This window comes from Flavobacterium pallidum (assembly GCF_003097535.1).
GTDB classification, from domain to species: Bacteria; Bacteroidota; Bacteroidia; order Flavobacteriales; family Flavobacteriaceae; genus Flavobacterium; species Flavobacterium pallidum.
On the sequence record NZ_CP029187.1, the window covers coordinates 3,519,809 to 3,538,570 of the forward strand.

The window sequence follows — 18,762 nt, forward strand, 5'->3', positions numbered from 1 at the left end:
ATTAATAACTATTATTATGAACAAATCAGAATTAATCGATGCAATGGCTGCTGATGCAGGAATTTCTAAAGCAGCTGCAAAAGCGGCATTAGAGTCAATGTTGAAAAATGTAGCTGGTGCTTTGAACAACGGCGGAAGAGTATCTTTGGTTGGATTCGGATCTTGGTCAGTATCTGACAGGGCTGCAAGAGACGGAAGAAACCCACAAACAGGAGCAACAATCAAGATTGCTGCTAAAAAAGTAGTAAAATTCAAAGCAGGTGCTGAATTGGAAGGCGGCTTGAAATAATCACTTTTTCCAAAATATAAATGAAAAGCCTTCCAACGAAGGCTTTTTTTATTGTTATATATAAGTTAAGTAGTAAAAACGTAAGATTATATTTGGAAAATTAATTTTTTTATTGCTAAATTTAGTAAAAATTGAGCAAAATGATTTCAGACAAACTGGAGAAGGGACATTTGCTAATTGCAGAGCCATCGATAATCGGAGACCTTTCGTTCAACAGATCGGTAATACTCTTGGCAGACCACAATGCTGAAGGTTCAGTAGGTTTTATCATCAACAAACCATTGAAATACACCATTAATGAATTGGTTCCTGAAATCAATGCCAAATTTAAAATCTACAACGGCGGCCCTGTGGAGCAGGACAACCTTTATTTCATCCATAACATCCCTGAACTGATACCTAACAGCATAGAAATCTCGAACGGGATTTACTGGGGAGGTGATTTTGAATCTACAAAGGAACTCATCAACCAGGGTGAAATCAATAAGGAAAACATACGCTTCTTTTTAGGGTACACCGGATGGGAACCCAAACAGCTGGAATCTGAAATGGATTCCAATTCCTGGATTATTGCCCGAAACGATTATGAAAACCGCATCATCGGGAAATCCACAACGAATTTCTGGAAAGAGAAGATTATTGAGTTGGGTGGCGATTACCTGATCTGGTCTAACGCCCCGGAAAACCCGATCCTGAATTAACCCAATCGGATCTGTGTATTGAGTTTTTGCAATAATGTTTGCGCAAGGGAGGATCCGAATTCCTTTTTACGGTATTTCGAAACCGGTTGTATTCCTATTATAATATTGGTGATGAAAATTTCGTCAGCCTTTTGCAAATCGAACGGTGATATAACCTGTTCCAGTACTTCCAGGTGTTCCATTTTTTTAGCCAATGCCAGAACCTGCCGGCGCATCACGCCATTTACACAGCCTTCGGACACGGGTGGCGTAACCAGTTTCCCATCAGTAAGCATAAAAACATTTCCCTGCACCGCTTCAATCACATTTTTTTCATCGTTGAGCAGCAGGCAATTCTGCAAGTCATTTTCTTTGGCATAAATGGCGGCGGCGACATTAAGCAGCCTGTTCGTGGATTTTATACCGGAAAGCAATTGTCTGGCAACGTAAAAATCCTTGTACAGGTCAACTTCATAAGTGGTGTACCCTATCTGGTATAACGGATTCTCTAATTTTGAAACCGAAATAAGGAATGACACATTATGGTCTTCCGGCAAATATCTTCCGCCATCATTACGGTAAACTGTAATCCGTGCACGTGCGGAGGCGCTGCAATTTTCAGCATTGGCCAGGGTCAGGACCTGTTCCTCGAAATACTCCAGCGTAAAATTCATAGGGATTTCCATACGGACAACCCGCATCGAGGCCATCAGCCTGAAATAATGATCTTCTGAAAAGAGGATCCTGCCATCGAGGATCTTTAGCGTTTCAAAGACCGCGTCACCGTAGAGAAAACCGCGATTTCCGGCCAATTGTGCATTTTCAGTTTCGAAGATTGTACCGTTAAAATTTACCATAAAAAAAGCCCTGGATTTTTCAGGGCAAATATAAGTTTTCTGTTCCAGTAATTATACCGAACCGATGACATGTTTAAGATCGGAAATCTGGTTTTCCCAAAGCAATGCCGCTTCGTCAAGCTCACTTTCCGGAGCATAATCGATAATCATCAGGGAAACGTCTTTTGTAATCTCGTCTTCGAGGATCCTGAGCTCAAAAAAGTAATCGGTATCTTCATTATTGATGTCAATCCAACGGAATTTTATTTTTTCACCGGTCTTTTTAGAGGCTACCCTAGCCTTTTCCTCAGAATCGTCCCAGATAAAAGTGAAATATTCGCCGCGGGAATTTACATTATCAGCAAACCACTCTGACAAACCGGAAGGTGTTGATATATATTGATATAGCAGCTGTGGAGAAGAATTTATAGGGAATTCCAATTCATATTTTACTTTAACTTCCATGAAATACAGGTAATTTTTTGGGAAATATATAGAATAAAAATTAAAAAAGCGCAATTTGAAAAATTAATTTTTTTGTAGATTTTTAATTTGCAGCCAATGAATTTAATTATATATTTGCACCCGCATTCGAGAATGCAATAACCGAAAAAAAAATGGCGAGGTAGCTCAGTCGGTTAGAGCGCAGGATTCATAACCCTGAGGTCACGGGTTCAACTCCCGTCCTCGCTACAGGAAAAATAAAAGGCTGTAAGAATTACTTACGGCCTTTTTCTATTTTATGCCATTTCGGTTTATAAAATAGTCTTTTTTCTTACTTCAGATCCAACAAATTTTTAATGAAGAATAATAAATTAATTAATGTAAGATATTTCTTTCTTTAAATATAAATAATGTATTTTGTCGATGAAATTATGCTTTTTATCGATAAAAAATTTGGTCGCTTGATTTTCATTTAATATGTTTGGCGTACCAAATCTGATTAAAATGAAAAAAACTACACTTCTGGCAATCTTTGCCAGTATTCTTTTTGCCCCATTATGTTTTGCCCAATCGATTAACAATTGGCAATTTAAGAAGGAGTCAGACCTACCTAAAAGCACCCGAAGTCTTAAAAGAGACATTGTTCCTGCAAGATATCAGGTATTTCACCTCGACATCAATGTGTTTAGGGAAACTTTGCATGAAGCCGTTGTCAGAGATGAAAACAATCACCTTTCACATACTGTGCTTTTGTCGTTTCCGTTTGAGGATGGACGAACTGAAATGTTCAGCATTGAAAAAGTGGATGTGCTTGCGCCTGACCTTGGAGCCAAATACCCGGAAATTCAATCGTATAGGGGCGTAAGTGTAGACAATCCGCTCAATGTGATCCATTTCAGCATGTACAATAATGAATTCCGCGGATTGATTACCGGCGAGCGCACCATCTACATCGATCCTTATGCTAAAAATGAATTCGAGAATTACATCGTATACGACCGGTCTGACTTCGTGAGAAGTGCCGATGAAGTAATGATTTGTAATTCAATTGATGAAAAGATGGATAAGATGGATCCGGTACCGAGTACACACAGGAACTCTACGGATGCGAAATACAGGACATATGATTTGGCGGTAGCCTGTACCTCTGAATATTCAGCTTATTACGGAAATACGATTTCGGGAGTTTTAGCTGCGGTGAACACGACCATTACGCGTGTAAACAGCGTGTATGAGCGTGATCTTGCAGTTCACTTTCAATTGGTTTCGGGTGAAGATCGACTGATATACATCAACAATGTCAATAAAGATACCCCTACTGCCGATCCTGACCCTTATGACAATTACGACGGATCACAGATGCTTAGCACCAATACTTCGAATATCACGGGACTTTTAGGTGTAAATGCTTATGATGTGGGCCACGTGTTCAGTACAGGTGGTGGGGGAATCGCCAGTACCGCACCTTGTAATGCCACTGGTAAGGGACAAGGTGTAACAGGAATCGTTACGCCGCAGTTCGATCCTTTCGATATTGATTATGTATGCCATGAAATGGGGCATCAGTTTGGCGCCGGGCATACACAAAACAATACCTGCCAATACTCGGCTACTTCAGGTTTGGAACCGGGAAGCGCTTCCACGATTATGGGATATGCGGGAATTTGTCCTCCGAACGTACAAAATAACAGTGATGCCTATTTTCATGCCATCAGTATCCAACAGATTACCACGCAAATTGCCGGGCACACCTGTGACCTGGAAACTACTATCGTAAATAACGAGCCTGTGATTACGGCTTTTGGAAATTATACCATTCCGATTTCAACACCCTTTGTATTAACCGGAAATGCTACTGATAGCGCTGCCGACCTGTTAACGATGACCTATTGCTGGGAACAAATGGATGCGACGACCACAGGTTTGGCGCAAACCCCACAAAGCACGAATACCACAAGGCCACAATTCAGGTCATTTTTTCCGACCACCTCCCCTTCGAGGACTTTTCCAAACCTGAATGCGATCATCAATAATACGACACCCACCTGGGAAGTGTTGCCGAGTGTAGCCAGGACAATGAAATTCCGTTGCACGGTCAGGGATAACAACCCTGTAGGCGGACAGACCAATCAGGACAATACTACGATTACCGTCGGCAGTGCCGGGCCTTTTTCAGTGACTTCGCCGAATGCAGCTGCAACATGGTACGTTGGGGAATCTAAAACGGTTACCTGGAACGTAAACAGTACCAATACGGCTACTTATTCGGTTAACGTCAACATCAAAATGTCGACTGATGGCGGGTTGACGTATCCGATCACTTTATTGGCTGCGACGCCAAACGACGGTACTCAGGCCATTACGGTTCCAAATAATATTGGCACCAAGAACAGGATCAAGGTCGAAGCTGCCGCAAATATCTTTTTTGATATTTCCAATGCCGATTTTGAAATCAAATCCAATAAATTCGATTTGACCACGACGCAGGCCACAGTGCCGGTATGTAAACCTGCAAGTGCCGTATATACATTAAATTACGCGCCAGCTCCCGGATTCTCAGAAGTTACAACATTTAGTGCTACCAATCTGCCATCGGGTGCCATCGTGAATTTTTCACCGGCAACAATGAGCGCCTCAGGAACAGTAACGATGACCGTTTCGGGAATGAGCAGCGTGGCCATCGGAAATTACAGCATCAACGCTGTAGGTACATCTGCATCAGCAAATATTACCTTGCCATTGACATTAAAAGTATTTGACAGTGCCATTGGAAGCGTAGCACTAAGTTCGCCTGTAAATGGTGCTACAAACCAAGCCACATCAGTTAACCTGCAGTGGGGCGCTTTGGCAAATGCCTCTTCCTATACTGTCGAAATCGCAGCAAATCCGAACTTCAGCACTTTACTGGAAACAGCAACAGTGACAACCAATTCATACCAGACTACTGCACTGACAACAGGCACAATCAATTATTGGAGGGTAAAACCAATCAACGCATGTATTACCGGTGCATATTCCCCGATATCCGTATTTCAGATCGCCAGTGACTATTGCCATACTTATACCAATGAATACTATGATGGGAATAACGTTTGGGAAACCAATAGTACCAATGCCGTCATTGCAAAAATGGATGTTCCTGATGATGTGGTCATCAGCAAAGTAAGCTTTTATATGAAGGCTACGCACGCATCGCTCGCTGATATTAAAATGCAGTTCAGCGGTCCGACAGGAATTTTTGTTGAAGTGTATAACAGGGATTGTTCAGGAGCAAACTTTGATATCACTTTTGATGATGCCGGTGTCCCGCTCACGTGCGGAAACATTGATCCATTGACGACTGCAGGCATGGAAGGAATACAGCAGGCGAGCCAGCCATTGGCGAAATTTATCGGGTCACACTCCCTGGGAACATGGACATTATTGGCTACCGACAGGGGCGCAAATGCCAGCGGTGGAACTTTCAATGACTTAAATGTAACTATTTGCGGAAAATTACAGATTGTAAATAATATTTCACTCAGCAACAATTTCTTAAATGTAACACAGGGTACAACAGCAACGTTGCTATCGTCTAACTTAACGGCCTCACAGCCAAGTGCCACGAATACTGATCTAATTTATACAATTACCGAATTGCCTGTAAGAGGCACCCTGAAAAAGAATGGTGTAAACCTTGCCGTTGGAGACACTTTTACCCAGGCTAATATTAACAGTGGGTTGATTACTTATGTCCACAATGGCGTGAATAATAGCGCTGACAGTTTCAAGTTTTCATTAACTGGTGTAAACCTTGCATTATTGGGAGCACAGACTTTCAATTTTAATATTTGTAATGTAACCAATACTGCTTCACAAGTAAATGTGTTGTGTTTTGGAGCAAGTACAGGTAGCGCCACAGTTGTAGCATCGGGTGGAACAGCTCCATATACCTATTTATGGTCCCCGTCAGGCGGTACTGGAGCAACTGCTTCGAATCTTGCTGCCGGGACATATACATGTACTATTACAGACGCTACCACTTGTACAAAAAGTCAGGTATTTACGATTACACAACCAACTGCTGCGATTTCAAATACCGTTTCACAGACTAATGTGCTTTGTTTTGGTTCTGCTACGGGATCAGCTACTGTTGTCGCTTCAGGGGGAACAGGCGCTTACACTTACCTTTGGTCGCCATCCGGAGGAACGGGCGCAACGGCTTCAAATCTTGCTGCCGGAAATTATTCCGTAAGGATTACCGATGCGAATGGTTGTTTCAAGGACCAGGCGTTTACGATTACACAACCAACTGCTCCTATTTCAAATACTGTTTCACAGGTGAATGTACTTTGTTTTGGTTCAGCTACTGGATCTGCTACCGTAGTCGCTTCAGGCGGAACAGGCACTTACACTTACCTTTGGTCGCCATCTGGTGGAACTGCCGCAACGGCTTCAAACCTTGCTGCCGGAAATTATTCCGTAAGGATTACCGATGCGAATGGTTGTTTCAAGGACCAGGCGTTTACAATTACACAACCAACTGCTGCGATTTCAAATACCGTTTCACAGGTGAATGTACTGTGTTTCGGCTCAGCTACTGGTTCGGCTACCGTGGTCGCTTCTGGTGGAACGGGGGCTTACACTTACCTTTGGTCACCATCGGGTGGAACTGCCGCAACGGCTTCCAACCTGGCTGCCGGTAACTACTCCGTAAGGATTACCGATGCGAATGGATGTTTCAAGGACCAGGCGTTTACGATTACACAGCCTGCCGCTGCGATTTCAAATACTGTTTCACAGGTGAATGTACTTTGTTTTGGTTCAGCTACTGGATCTGCTACTGTTGTCGCTTCAGGCGGAACAGGCGCTTATACTTACCTTTGGTCACCATCGGGTGGAACTGCCGCAACCGCTTCAAACCTTGCTGCCGGTAACTACTCCGTAAGGATTACCGATGCGAATGGATGTTTCAAGGACCAGGCGTTTACGATTTCTCAGCCTGCCGCTGCCATTTCAAATACCGTTTCGCAGACTAATGTGCTTTGCTTTGGATCTGCTACAGGTTCTGCTTCGGTGGTCGCTTCTGGTGGAACGGGCGCTTATACTTACCTTTGGTCGCCATTTGGTGGAACTGCCGCAACCGCTTCAAACCTTGCTGCCGGTAACTACTCCGTAAGGATTACCGATGCGAATGGATGTTTCAAGGACCAGGCGTTTACGATTACACAACCAACTGCTGCGATTTCAAATACCGTTTCACAGACTAATGTGCTTTGTTTTGGTTCTGCTACGGGATCAGCTACTGTCGTCGCTTCTGGTGGAACGGGCGCTTATACTTACCTTTGGTCACCATCGGGTGGAACTGCCGCAACCGCTTCAAACCTTGCTGCCGGTAACTACTCCGTAAGGATTACCGATGCGAATGGTTGTTTCAAGGACCAGGCGTTTACGATTACACAACCAACTGCTCCTATTTCAAATACTGTTTCACAGGTGAATGTACTTTGTTTTGGTTCAGCTACTGGATCTGCTACTGTTGTCGCTTCAGGCGGAACAGGCGCTTACACATACCTCTGGTCACCATCGGGTGGAACTGCAGCAACCGCTTCCAACCTGGCTGCCGGTAACTACTCCGTAAGGATTACCGATGCGAATGGATGTTTCAAGGACCAGGCGTTTACGATTACTCAGCCTGCCGCTGCGATTTCAAATACCGTTTCGCAGACTAATGTGCTTTGCTTTGGATCTGCTACTGGATCTGCTTCGGTGGTCGCTTCAGGCGGAACGGGCGCTTACACGTACCTTTGGTCACCATCAGGGGGAACTGCCGCAACGGCTTCCAACCTGGCTGCCGGTAACTACTCCGTAAGGATTACCGATGCGAATGGATGTTTCAAGGACCAGGCGTTTACGATTACTCAGCCTGCCGCTGCGATTTCAAATACGGTTTCACAGGTCAATGTATTGTGTTTTGGTTCAGCTACTGGATCTGCTTCGGTGGTCGCTTCAGGGGGAACAGGCGCTTACACTTACCTTTGGTCACCATCGGGTGGAACTGCCGCAACGGCTTCAAACCTTGCTGCCGGAAATTATTCCGTAAGGATTACCGATGCGAATGGTTGTTTCAAGGACCAGGCGTTTACGATTTCCCAGCCTGCCGCTGCGATTTCAAATACTGTTTCACAGGTGAATGTACTTTGTTTTGGTTCAGCTACTGGATCTGCTACTGTTGTCGCTTCAGGCGGAACAGGCGCTTATACTTACCTTTGGTCACCATCGGGTGGAACTGCCGCAACCGCTTCAAATCTTGCTGCCGGAAATTATTCCGTAAGGATTACCGATGCGAATGGATGTTTCAAGGACCAGGCGTTTACGATTTCTCAGCCTGCCGCTGCCATTTCAAATACCGTTTCACAGGTGAATGTGCTTTGCTTTGGATCTCCTACAGGTTCTGCTACTGTTGTCGCTTCTGGTGGAACGGGCGCTTACACTTACCTTTGGTCACCATCGGGTGGAACTGCCGCAACCGCTTCAAATCTTGCTGCCGGAAATTATTCCGTAAGGATTACCGATGCGAATGGATGTTTCAAGGATCAGGCATTCACAATTACGCAGCCTGCCGCTGCGATTTCAAATACCGTTTCACAGACTAATGTGCTTTGTTTTGGTTCTGCTACGGGATCTGCTTCGGTGGTCGCTTCAGGGGGAACAGGCGCTTACACTTACCTTTGGTCGCCATCTGGTGGAACTGCCGCAACCGCTTCAAACCTTGCTGCCGGTAATTATTCTGTAAGGATTACCGATGCGAATGGTTGTTTCAAGAACCAGGCGTTTACGATTACACAACCAACTGCTGCCATTTCAAATACCGTTTCGCAGACTAATGTGCTTTGCTTTGGATCTGCTACAGGTTCTGCTACTGTTGTCGCTTCTGGTGGAACGGGCGCTTATACTTACCTTTGGTCACCATCGGGTGGAACTGCCGCAACGGCTTCAAATCTTGCTGCCGGAAATTATTCCGTAAGGATTACCGATGCAAATGGTTGTTTCAAGGATCAGGCGTTTACCATTTCCCAGCCTGCCGTACTTAATAATACTTTCAGCCAGGCCAGCATCAGTTGCTATGGACAGACAGATGCGACTGCCACTGTGGTTCCTTCCGGCGGAACAGCGCCATATACTTATTCATGGTCACCCTCAGGAGGAAATGCTGCAACGGCAACCAACCTTGCGCCTGGAAATTACACTTGTACCATTACGGATGCGCACGGATGTTCCAAAACACAAAACTTCACTATTGCCGCTCCAATAATCACTACCTGGAACGGTACTTCGTGGAGCAATGGCTATCCTGTAGCTGGTGTAAAGGCAGTAATCAATGCCAATTATACTTCTGTTGGTGACCTGACAGCCTGTGCGCTCGAAATTAATGGCGCTATCGATGTGAATGTACTTTCAGGCCATGATTTTATTATTGCCGATAAGGTAACAGTGTCGCCATTATCTACTTTGACATTCAGGAATAATGCCAATCTGATCCAGATCAATGACGTTGTCAATACAGGCTCCATCATTTCAAAGAGGAATGCCCAAATGCGCCGTCAGGATTATGTGTACTGGTCATCACCGGTTTATCCGCAGAATCTCCTGAGTTTTTCTCCGCTGACACTTACAAACAGGTTCTATATTTTGGATGAAACCACAAACTCCTTTGCTGCGGTAAATCCTGCAACAACCGATTTTGCAGTAGCCAAAGGATATATGATCCGGGCCCCAAATACTTTCCCTACTACTGTAACCACTTTTAACGGCCAGTTTTTAGGCGTGCCGAACAATGGTACAAAAACGATTCCGGTTACAGTTACGAACGGACAAGGGTATAACCTGATTGGAAATCCATATCCTTCAACGGTAGATGCGGACCAGTTTTTGGCAGCCAATTCAGGAACCTTATATTTCTGGACGCATACTTCCCAGGATGCTGAAAATGGCGCGAATTATGCCACTTACAACACAACCGGAGGTGTTGCTTCAATTGCCGGAGGTGCAACTCCGAATGGGACCATCCAGACCGGTCAGGGCTTTATCCTTGCGAAAAGCACTCCGGGAACGGCAACTTTCACCAATGCCATGAGGACAGGTAACAATACGGGCCAATTTTTCAGGACCGGCCCGGTTGAAAAACACCGTATGTGGTTAAACCTAAACAGCTCAAGCGGTCCGGCAAACCAAATCCTTGTCGCTTATATGGATGGAGCCACCCAGGCTAAAGATGAGTCCATCGATGGGGCGTTGATTGAAAACGGAAACAGCATCTCCAGCATCATTAATAATGAAAGTTTTGTAATCCAGGGCCGTGCATTGCCTTTTGAGGATACTGATGTGGTTCCGTTGAATTTCCATGCTGAAACGCCGGGAACATACACACTCTCCATTGATCATGTTGATGGGATCTTCTCAGGAACTCAGGATATTTTCATAAAGGACAACCTGATCGGGTTGACCCATAATATCACACAAAGTGCTTATTCGTTTGACACGAATGAGGGAACATTTGCAAACAGGTTCGAAATTGTTTATCAAAGCGCGCCATTAGGAACGGATAATCCGGTTTTCGATGAGAACAATGTGGTGATTTACAAACACGACGGCATACTAAACGTAAAAACTTCTATGTTGCCGATGTCATCTGTAAAAATATTCGACATCAGAGGCAGGTTGATTTATGAAAAAACTGACATCAATTCAAATATGATCGAGCTGAATGATTTGAGAGCTGAAAAACAAGTACTTCTTGTACAGGTTATTTCAGAAAACAATATTACAATCACTAAAAAAGTGGTTTATTAAGAATCCATTTTAATTTCAATTTGAAAAGGCCTTCTAATTTTTTAGGAGGCTTTTTTTATTGAAATAGGTGGAAATTGCAAATTTTCATTTCAGGTTTTGAAAAAGCGAAAACATTTTTGTTGATAACTTTTGGATAAAATCAACCATTTAAACATTCAGAAGGAGAAAATGAAGGCAAACCATCGTGAAAATTTCTTCTTAAAAAAACTACAAAAACCTATATTTTATGCGCTTTGGCGACGATTACAAACCGTTCGTCGATTTTTTTGTTAAAATTTTTACTTGAAAAGTTTTATTATTCCGAAATTAAATACTAGTTTTATCGCAGTTCTCTGAAAAAGAATAAATACATATTTTAATATCTAACCCCAAAGGATATGAAAAAAACTACCCTACTAATGGGCAGGCTAACCCTACTAGCCTGCTTACTCTTTACTGCCCTGACTTTCGGGCAATCACAAACTTTCAGTTCCACTGGAACATTTACTGTACCTGCAGGCGTAACCAGCATCCGTGTGGAAGCATGGGGCGGTGGTGGAGCCGGTGGTGGAGCGACAGGAGCTCCTTCAGCAGGCGGTGGTGGTGCCGGTGGCGCATATGTAAGAAACAATGCCATTACAGTGATACCAGGAACTACTTATACCGTAACGGTCGGAAACGGAGGTGTTGGAAGTACAGCTAACGGAGGCGCAGGAGGATCATCATGGTTTGGCACAACAGGCACAATATTGGCCGTGGGTGGAACCGGAGGAAACGCATCTGCCACAAACAACGTCACTGCAGCAGGCGCTACGGCTCCTACAACGGGCAATACCGGAGGAACCATCAACTTTTATGGTGGTAATGGCGGTACAGGTGTCACTGCCGGTGCTTCCGGCGGTGGTGGTGGTGCCAGTGCCGGTACAGGTTCAAACGGTTCGGCCGCGGTAGGTGTAACTGGTGGTCTCGCTGTTACCGGTGGTACTGCCGGAGCAAGTGGAAGTGCAACAAGCGCGGATGGTGCCAGCGCAACAGGATATGGTGCAGGTGGTGCAGGCGCAAGAACAGCTACTACAACGGACAGGGCAGGCGGAAGCGGTTCGGCGGGCCGGGTAATTATCACCTGGGTATGCCCAACTTACTCACTTACTTCTACCGTGTTACCAGCAAATAGCTGTCAGGCCGGAACTGCAACCGTAACGTTGAACGGATCAGCTGCAAGCTTGCCTACCGGACCTTATACCGTAACATATAATCTCAGCGGCACTAATGCTGCAACAGGAAATACCGCATCAATGACGGTATCAACCGCTGGAACTGGAACATTCACAACCAGCGCATTGGCCAATACCGGCTCGACCACTGTTACCATAACGAACCTGGCAAGCGGCGGCACATCACCTAATAACTGTAGCTCCGCTATAGGGACAAATAATACTGCAAGCGTTACTGTTATCACGGTTCCTGCCCAGCCTGGCACTATAACAGGTGATGCTGCTCCTTGCGTAGGCAGCTCACAATCTTACTCCGTAACAAATGTTGCCGGACTTACTTATAACTGGACGTTTCCTACAGGATGGACACAAACCGCAGGAGGAACAACCAATTCCATTACAGTAACCGTAGGCAGTGGAACAGGAAATGTACAGGTTACGCCTTCAAACCTTTGCGGCCCGGGAACTGCGAGGACTTTAGCTGTAACGCCAAATACAGTACCTTCACAACCTTCAACCATAACAGGAAGCGCAACCCCATGTAGCGGAGGAACATCAATAGCATACTCTGTAACTAACGTTTCCGGCGTAACTTACAACTGGACATTGCCTTCAGGATGGTCACAGACAGGTGGCACCAACACCAACGCAATAACAGTCACTGCAGGAGGCGCATCAGGAAACATCAGCGTTACGGCAACAAATGTCTGTGGAACGTCGACATCACGTACCTTGGCGGTAACTCCTACTGCCGGGCCGGCACAACCAAGCACCATTACAGGGTCTACGAATGTATGCCAAACTTCAGTTCAAGGCTACAGTGTTACAAACGTTCCTGGTGTTACTTACACATGGACATTCCCTTCGGGTTGGACACAAACTGCGGGAGGAACTTCAAATTCGATCAGCGTGAGTGCAGGCAGCACTTCCGGAAATATCACCGTCACCCCATCGATAGCATGCGGAAGCGGTACGCCAAGGACATTGGCAGTTACTGCAACGGCCATGCCAACCATACTTACGACTACCCCGGGATCAAGGACAGGAGCAGGAGCAGTCAATCTTGGCGCAACCGCATCAACAGGAACGATATCATGGTTTGGGGCTGCAACGGGTGGTGTTGCTTTAGGGACAGGAACAACTTTTACGACCCCTGACATCGTTACATCCACGACATTTTATATTGAAGTTTCGAACGGAAGCTGTACCACTTCGCCAAGAACGGGAATCTTAGCCACTGTAAACGCGCCTGAAATCGCGGTTTCCGGGAACGGCTATAACATTGCCGATGAAGATACGACACCCGAAACGACGGACTACACAGACTTTGGGACCGTAAACGTCATGATATCTTCTACCAAGACTTATACCATACAGAATATTGGCACATTACCGCTTACTATTGGTACATTTACCATAGGCGGTGCCAACGCTTCTGAATTCGTATTACTTACTTCACCAGCAACTACTCTTGCTGCTGGTGCCACAACGACTTTCTCAGTAAAATTTACGCCAACAGCCGCCGGTGTTAGAAATGCCACTTTGTCCTTTGTGACAAATGACTCGGATGAGAACCCGTTTAATTTCTATATAAGGGGAACCGGCGGAACTGGTGTAACACCTGAAATCAATATTCAGGGACTTGGTGTAACCATCATTGACGGAGCAGCACGCGGGCTTGTAGCTGATGGAACGCTTTTTACCACGACCACCATCGGCAGTTCTACGACCCGTACTTTTACAATCCAGAACGTAGGAACCGGCCCATTGACATTATCAGGGGGGCCAAACTTCGCGGTAGTGACAGGAAGCGGATTTTTTACCGTACTGACACAACCTGCAGGTACCATAGCCGCGGGAAGCAGCACTACGTTCCAGGTAAGGTTCACGCCAACTTCTACCGGTAGTGCGGTAGCCATCGTAACAATCAACAACAGTGACGACGACGAAGGGATATTCGATTTCGTTATTGAAGGAACCGGCGTAATAGCCGGCCGCGATATCGGTATTGAGGGTAACGAAGTAGCGATCGCAGATGGTGCCACATCATCAAGCGTAGCGAACCAGACTGATTTCGGCATTACTGATCTGACTACTCCCATTTCCATTCCATTTAACGTGTATTCTTACGGGAATTCCACCTTAACTATCAGTTCAACAGCAATCACTGCAGGCAGTGGTTTCACGATCACATCATTAAGTGGAAACGTAAGTTCCGGGTCGCCAACTTCATTTGTGGTAACTTTCACGCCGACTGCAGTGGGTTCATTCTCAGCAACGGTAACCGTAAACAGCAATGCCAACAGCCCATCAACCAAAGCAGCCTTTACTTTTGTAGTCACTGCGGTAGTACAGAATCTTGCCGCGCTGACCACTGCGCCTGGCGGGGTGACTTCGAATCTTGAATTCTGGCTGAAGGCCAACAGCGAAATCGGCGTGGTAAACGACAATGAGAATGTGAGCACCTGGAGTGAGCAGACTTTAGGAAGCACAAAAAACGCGATTGCCAAATTTTCCCGCGAGCCGAAATTTAAGAACAATGCTACAAGCAATGTCAATTTCAATCCTGTAATCACCTTTAACGGCGCCAGTACGCTGTATGGCAACCAGGGATTCAACAACCAGGATATGTTCATTGTCCTGAAGCCTAAAAACAACATTACTTCAGCTACGAATGCACAGGACATTTATTGCGGCGATGACCTTGCCGTAAACAAGAACAGCCAGGATGTCACAGGATTTGAGATGGGCAACACCTCTACGCGTTACGGTACTTCAGCCGCCGACGTTGTCGCTTACAATCAGGGTGCCAATACCAGTTACGGAATTGCCGAGATAAATGCCTCAAAAATATACTCAGGCGTAAACATGTTCAACCCGAGGAGGAATACCGTATCGGGCAGGATGATGCTTTTATGCAATGGATCAACGCTTACTACAACAGAATCGCTTACAGCTTCTCCCGGTCCTTACCTGCCTTACAAAGACATTGTGAATTCAAGGTTTTGGTTGGGCCGAAGCGAATATTTCGATGCCAGTTATGAAGGCGACATCCTTGAAATCATCAATTACAGCAGCTTAAATTCGAATGCCAATAAAAGTAAAATTGAGTCTTACCTCGCTATAAAATACGGAATCACATTAGGCGTAAACGGGACCAGCGTGGATTATGTCGATTCTGACGGCACGACGATTTTCCCTTCAGCAAATGGTTTCAACTACAATATTGCCGGAATCGGAAGGGATGATAAATCCCAATTGAACCAAAAGCAATCAAAGACAGAAAATACTGTAAACGATGTCACTATGGGCCTGACCACCATCGAGGCGCGGAATTCAGACAACACCAGTACTTTCGATGGAGACAAGAATTTCCTTATCTGGGGAAGCAATAACGGTACATTGGGGGCACAGGCACCGATTTTGGTAAACATGAGCTCCGGTATTGCAGGACTGACCACTCAGGTGGATTTCGTATCCATCGGAAGGACCTGGAAGGTTATCGAAAATGGTGGCGACGTAAAAACTGTCACAGTATCGGTACCTTCTACCCTATTGACTTCAACGATCACGCCTCCGGGAGACTTCCTGATGTTTATTTCGAGCAGCCCGATTTTCAGCCCTACGGCAGAATACAGGATCATGCGTGCCAACGGCTCAAAACTGGAAACCACTTATGATTTTAACGGCACCACTTACATCACTTTTGGTTATGCACCTGAAAGGACTTTTGTAAGGTCGATTTCTTTTGACGGTGTAGATGATTATATGGATGCCGGAAATGTATTAAACCTCAACAATACAAATTTCACAGTTTCGGCCTGGATTAAAAGAAATACTGCCAACAAGACTATATTATCAAAAAGAAACAGCGCATTCACTACCGGTTACGATTTATCGATCAACAGCGGCGGGTATGCTGAAATGAACTGGATGAACGGCTCGATGCAAACCATTACTTCGTCAGTGGTAATACCAACTGGAAAATGGCACAACATCGGTGTAACTTTTGACGGTACCAATGCACGCATGTATATTGACGGCGTTTTAGATACTACCCAGCCATTATTACCGGTGCTTACCAATACGCAATCGTTTGTTATCGCTGCCGCAGATGGCACTGCGACCACTTCTTTCTTCAACGGGACAATCGATGAGGTAAGGGTTTGGGGCACTGCCCTGACCGCAGCCCAATTGAGGTATGTGATGAATCAGGAATTGCGCGAACACACCAATGGTACCGTCAACGGAAGCATCGTACCGCAAACAATCACATTAAATGAAGTGAAAAGCATCCCATGGTCAAGCGTAAGGGCGTATTACCCGATGTCGACTTATACATACACGAATGCCAAGGATATGTCCGACAATGATTATACTGCAGCCATCAAAAACCTGATTACTGTAGATTACCAGACTGCGCCCCTGCCTTACGTTTCTGATGCCGATGGCGACTGGACCACCGATACCACCTGGAAAAACAGTGACGTACAGGATAACCCATACAGTTTTTCCATCGTTGACGGAACCACAAGGATTGGCTGGAATATCGTACAGACAAGCCATAACATCACTACGAACACCAATAAAGTGGTTTTGGAACTGGACGTTTTAAGCAATAAGATTACTGCCGATAACGACATCAAAATCGAAGTATCCCATTACCTGAGCCTTGACGGAAAAATCGATCTTGTTGGCAAATCCCAATTGGTGCAATCTTCAGGAAGTGATTTGGATCCGACCAGCTCAGGCTCTATTGAAAGGGACCAACAGGGGCAAACGAATATTTACAACTACAATTACTGGTCATCTCCTGTAAGCGCGCCAAGTACCGTAGCAAATAATTTAGGCTACACGATCAGCGATGTATTTAAAGATGCAACAAATCCGGACAACCTTAAAAACATCAATTGGACTTATGACAGCGAGGATGGTGCGCCTACAAGCCCGATTACCATTTCAGCAAACTGGATATACAAGTTCCAGAATGTCGGAAACGCCTATGCAAATTGGGGATACATCGGAGCAAACGGTACATTGCTGCCGGGTGAAGGGTTCACGATGAAAGGTTGCGGCGCTGCGGGTGCTACACAGAATTACACTTTTACAGGAAAACCGAACAACGGTGCGGTGACCTTGCCAATCGGTGCCGGATTCCTGAACCTTTGTGGAAATCCTTATGCATCAGCACTGGATTCACAGCAATTCATCAACGACAACCTCGACTCTATAAATGGCACATTGTATTTCTGGGAGCATTATTCAACAAACGCCACGCACGTTTATGCAGACTATCAGGGCGGTTATGCTGCTTTGACAAACGTGGGGGGAACTCCTCCGGTAGCGGCTCCGGGCATCAGCGGATTGGGCTCAAGCAGCCGAATCCCTAAAAGGTTCATCCCTGTAGGGCAAGGTTTCTTTGTCGTCGGAAACGGTACAGGGGGCACAATTAAATTCAATAACAACCAACGTTTGTTTGTTAAAGAAACCAGCGGATCATCGAATGTAATGTTCAGGAATGCCAATCAAATGAACGCTACAGCCACTAGTAACGGTGAAGGAAACCAGGACGACAGTTATATGGTTACCGGCTTTTCAAAAATCCGCCTCGGCTATAATTCTTCAACAAATTACCACAGGCAGTTGTTGCTCGGGTTCATGAATGAATATGCTACAAGTGCGATAGACCCAGGTTATGATGCCGTTATGTTTGACCAACTTCCTGATGACATGTACTTTCTGAACGGAGATACAAGGCTCATTATCCAGGGCGAAGGTTTTTTCAACGAAGCCAACATTTATCCTCTTGGCGTGAAGGCAGGTGTCGACGGAAACGTGCAATTTGTCATAGACGAGCTGATCAACTTTGACGAGAATCAGGATATCTACATTTATGATGATGAAGACCAGTCATACCATGACATAAAAGTAGGTCCATACGATGTGGTTTTGCCTCAGGGAACTTATGACAGCCGTTTTTCGCTAAGGTTCGTGAATTCAACTTTAGGGATTGAAAATCAACAACCTAATGGCCCGGCCATCAGTTTCACAAACAACAACAACAGCATCAACATTCAAAACAATGAGCATCGTTTTACTGTAGACAGTGTATCCCTTTTTAATGTTTTAGGCCAAAGCCTTGAAACGTGGAAAACGGAACACAACAATGACGCACTGCTGCAGATTCCGGTTAAACATTATGCGGCCGGAACATACATTGTAAAGATCAATACTTCTACCGGAAGTTTCAGCAAAAAAATCGTGATGAAATAATCACCCTTTTTATCCCAGATTTGTAAAAATGGCCAAAATATTTTGGCCATTTTTTTTTGCCTTTTAATTGCCTTATGCTGATAAAAAAGAGGTGAATAAAAGCATTATGCCGGAGAATAAAAAACCTACAAAAACCCATCAGAAAAACTTATTGCGCAAAATGTTTCATTTATACCTAAAACACTGATTTTTAAAGGCTTCATAAGGTTTAAAAA

Annotated in this window: 6 protein-coding genes and 1 tRNA gene; 5 read left to right on the plus strand and 2 right to left on the minus strand. The window is 45.0% G+C overall.

Features of this window, described 5'->3' with window-relative positions:
• The first annotated feature begins 16 nt into the window (after positions 1 to 16).
• Complete coding sequence (locus tag HYN49_RS14985; protein WP_108373196.1) at positions 17 to 289, plus strand: HU family DNA-binding protein; 273 nt, start codon at positions 17 to 19, stop codon at positions 287 to 289.
• A gap of 140 nt (positions 290 to 429) precedes the next feature.
• The gene (locus tag HYN49_RS14990; RefSeq protein ID WP_108904873.1) at positions 430 to 990 is read left to right on the plus strand and encodes a YqgE/AlgH family protein; all 561 of its coding nucleotides are present in this window, start codon (positions 430 to 432) and stop codon (positions 988 to 990) included.
• On the opposite strand, the gene HYN49_RS14995 is transcribed toward HYN49_RS14990, so the two are convergent.
• Together HYN49_RS14995 and HYN49_RS15000 are read right to left on the minus strand one after the other, a co-directional pair.
• Positions 987 to 1,826 carry an aminotransferase class IV gene (locus HYN49_RS14995; RefSeq protein ID WP_108904874.1) on the minus strand — a complete coding sequence of 280 codons (840 nt, stop codon included), beginning with the start codon at positions 1,824 to 1,826 and terminating at the stop codon, positions 987 to 989. The genes HYN49_RS14990 and HYN49_RS14995 overlap by 4 nt on opposite strands.
• Before the next feature lie 51 nt (positions 1,827 to 1,877).
• Positions 1,878 to 2,270: an START-like domain-containing protein gene (locus HYN49_RS15000; RefSeq protein WP_108905104.1), complete on the minus strand. Its 393-nt coding sequence runs from the start codon at positions 2,268 to 2,270 to the stop codon at positions 1,878 to 1,880.
• A 154-nt stretch (positions 2,271 to 2,424) separates the two neighbouring features.
• Between HYN49_RS15000 and HYN49_RS15005 the strand changes: the two genes are divergently transcribed.
• The 3 genes from HYN49_RS15005 (at position 2,425) to HYN49_RS15015 (ending at position 18,547) form a co-directional block, all read left to right on the plus strand.
• Positions 2,425 to 2,498, plus strand: a tRNA-Met gene (locus tag HYN49_RS15005).
• Positions 2,499 to 2,753: 255 nt separating this feature from the next.
• Entirely contained in the window at positions 2,754 to 11,081 is an 8,328-nt protein-coding gene (locus HYN49_RS15010; protein WP_181368977.1) for a reprolysin-like metallopeptidase, read from the plus strand.
• A 377-nt stretch (positions 11,082 to 11,458) separates the two neighbouring features.
• The gene (locus HYN49_RS15015) at positions 11,459 to 18,547 is read left to right on the plus strand and encodes a choice-of-anchor D domain-containing protein (protein ID WP_108904876.1); all 7,089 of its coding nucleotides are present in this window, start codon (positions 11,459 to 11,461) and stop codon (positions 18,545 to 18,547) included.
• Positions 18,548 to 18,762 lie beyond the last annotated feature (215 nt).